The organism is Vulcanisaeta sp., assembly GCF_049966235.1.
Taxonomy (GTDB): Archaea; Thermoproteota; Thermoprotei; order Thermoproteales; family Thermocladiaceae; genus Vulcanisaeta; species Vulcanisaeta moutnovskia.
This window is the reverse complement of the sequence record NZ_JBMFVA010000045.1, coordinates 1-3043: the sequence shown is the minus strand read 5'-3', so window position 1 is coordinate 3043 and position 3043 is coordinate 1. Positions and strand designations below refer to the sequence as shown.

General features: G+C 45.0%; 3 protein-coding genes and 1 pseudogene. All 4 read left to right on the top strand.

Annotation, left to right across the window (positions count from 1 at the left end; all coding sequences use genetic code 11):
- Positions 1 to 313: pseudogene (locus ACP5L5_RS11505) on the top strand (hypothetical protein); the annotation flags it as partial.
- Positions 314 to 324: 11 nt separating this feature from the next.
- Positions 325 to 1128, top strand: coding sequence for a hypothetical protein (locus ACP5L5_RS11500; protein ID WP_428763946.1), 804 nt, complete (start codon positions 325 to 327; stop codon positions 1126 to 1128).
- Between the two features lies 1 nt (position 1129).
- A complete protein-coding gene (locus ACP5L5_RS11495; RefSeq protein WP_428763945.1) occupies positions 1130 to 1879 on the top strand; it encodes a hypothetical protein in 750 nt (249 codons plus the stop codon).
- On the top strand, positions 1866 to 3043 hold a 1178-nt coding region (locus ACP5L5_RS11490; protein WP_428763943.1), incomplete at its 3' end, for a hypothetical protein. The genes ACP5L5_RS11495 and ACP5L5_RS11490, both read left to right, overlap by 14 nt.

Below are 3043 nucleotides of genomic sequence, written 5' to 3'. Positions count from 1 at the left end.
AACAACCTCAGCAACCTCAGGCACGGCGGCTGTTAGTTCTATGACAATATACATAGCACCAACAGCAAGCCCCAACAACCCAACATGCACGATAGTACTAACGTACTCAACCACATCGAGCAGTACATCGAGCAATTGGTCGTGGACTGTTAATAGAGTACAATCAACAGGCACATGCAGCCTAGGCTCCGGCACGTACTACATACACTTGTATGTATCACCAAACCTGCCAGTGACTAGCTCGTCTACAGAGTCAATAACTGTGAACTTCGGCTATAACGTAGTGTCCAACACGGCAGTTCCTGTTCCATAGGTGGTTAATTTGTGGCTTTAAATACTCCCTTCAAAATCACGATTCTTATCTCCATCCTAATCCTCATCCTTTCCCTAGTCTTGATATGGGGCACGGCTAAATTAGCCCCAAGCCTAATCCATTACAATGTATTGAGTAATGATCCATATATAAAGGTGGAATCCCTAAACGTGACTTCCAATGGCGTAGTTATAAGGCTGGTCGTAATAAATAATGGTAACCTAACCTTTAAGCCCGCTGGTGGTTGGGTTGAGGTTGTTGACACTGGGCAGTATGGTAACATAACTTTCATTAATGGCTATTTAGTTGTTGAGTTACCCCTGACGCCACAGTGGGTTGGCCTTAATAGTGTTGGTGTTAAGGGTTTGGTCAGGGGTTATCTTAATGGTAGCCCTGCCTACATAGCCTTCTTCGATGTCGTGCCTGTCCATGTGGTGAACAAGGTTTACATAGTTGGGTTTAACTACAGTAATTGTGTAATTACGATAGAGCTGGGCGTCAATACGGTGATTCCCGTAATAATAGACTCTGTAAGTAACATGAGCTTGTTCACGCACACAAGCCCGGGTTATTACCTGTTTAATATTATTGGTTCCAGGGCTATCAACACCTACGTACCTGCCGGGAATCACATCATTAATATTGTAATGCCCATTAAACCGGGCAATAATACCTATGTATACGCATGTAGCCTCAGCGAAATGCCCAGCAGTGGTTATGTACTTTACATGCCCATAGAGATCACGTATATATATCCGGGCGAGAACATCACTGTTAATCAATTAATGGTGAAGGTTGTTCAGTCGGGTGGTTAGTATGAGGCTTGAAGCCCTAATACAGTTGTTACTTGCCGTAGCCTTTGTAATCGCGTGGTTCCTGATGCCGACCTACGGAGTCTATGGTGGGAATTATTCCCTAGCCTTAATGCCCTGGGGCTATTTGGTTAGTTTCTTCGGTATGAGTTATGTCGTTACACCACCGACTGTGTTCGCCGTGTGGCTATTCGCGTTAGATGCTGGTTTGATACCGATTATTTGGCGTAGGACTAGGTACCCGCTCTACCTCTCGGCCTTCTTCGCAGTACTCTCCCTAATGATGCTGTTGGACACCATATTATTTCAGCAGAGGTACCTGCAGGTCAAGGGCTACGCAATATCACCAACCCCAAACGGATACCTATATGTATATTTACCTCATACATCAGTGCTTGGTCTGCCCGCATACATACTCCTAGCCCTAGCTATACTATCAGTACTTAACATGGTCACTGGGGCTAGGTGGCTTGATGTTGATGTGAAGCTAATCATTAGGCGTAAATATGTAGTGCAACATAATGCACTAGATACGGTCGAACTTATGCTCAGGAGGGTTAACATTAAGTATGTTAAATCTGGTAACGAGATTAGGGTAGGTAATGTCGCATTAACTATGGATGGAAACAATTTGGTAATTCATAAAGACTCGAGCGTAAAAGTTGTCAACATTGAAGATGCAATTATAGAGTTAATCAGGGCTGGATTAAGCCAGGTAATTACTGAGGGGTTGATTGACTATGAGGGTGAGTAATGCAATACCCATAGTACTTGCGGTACTGATATTACTGTGCATGCCCATCATGGCCGACGTGATATTTAGGTATAACGGGATAATTAATGTCAAGCCAGCCCGCTCACCAATAACCGTAATAAGTGGGTCATGCCCATGCGGATGCTCAACCTGGAACCCAACATATGCAGGTTTCGCATCAACAATAACGGCATATACGATGAGCACCACGGGCGGCTATGTATTAACAACACCCCTAGTCACTCTAAATGCCAGTAATGCGGGCACGATAACAATGACCCTCAGCACAAACACTATCGTAGTTAGCGACTACATAAACGGTACCCGAATATACCCTGGCCAGGGAAGCATAAGCCTTAATGCTGGGCAAAACTTACTCATTCAAAAACTCACGCTAGCCTCCCCGGTAACGAGCACAATAACTCTGAATGGGCAGTATAACTATCAACCAACCACTGGCATCACCTTCTACTACTCGTTTACAGAGACCATAAACCCACCCACGGCTAACGTAATGAACTTACTCAATGGACAACAAAGTTGGTATGTATCACATATATATCAGGGCGATTTACGGGGCAATCCATCTTCACTATGGCCTGTGTACTATGGTCCAATAACCTCAAGCAGTAATTACTGGTACTACATATCAACGGGTATAAATCAGCCAGTACTTAATATGGTGTCATCGGCGTATTCCTGGTCTTCGGGAGCCATGTTTTGGCAGGAGAGCTACAGCGGTGGTTCAGTAACGATAACCGTGGTAGGTGTTTACTCGAATAATGGAACGCCACCATACTCACCCGCCTACCCCTATGTCGGTGACGGCTACATAATATACCTCTTCCTTAAACCGCAATGGAGCATAAGTGCTAGGTATAACTATTCAATACCCTATGTCGCGTCTCCGTATACTGGGATTATTACTGGGATTATACTAAGTCCGGTCCAGGGAGATGTAATGATGCCGCAGAGTTCCTCAGAGTATATAATAGTTGAATGGAACCCATTATGGCAATACGCCTATGCAACTGGTGGAGCACCTGGCCAGTGGGATGTATGGCTGGTGGTTAATAGAAATGGGCAGAAGCCTGTAGTTAACCCATATCCGTCACCAAACCTGGGTAGTCCGTATTATGGGTGGGACGGGATCGGCACAGGCGC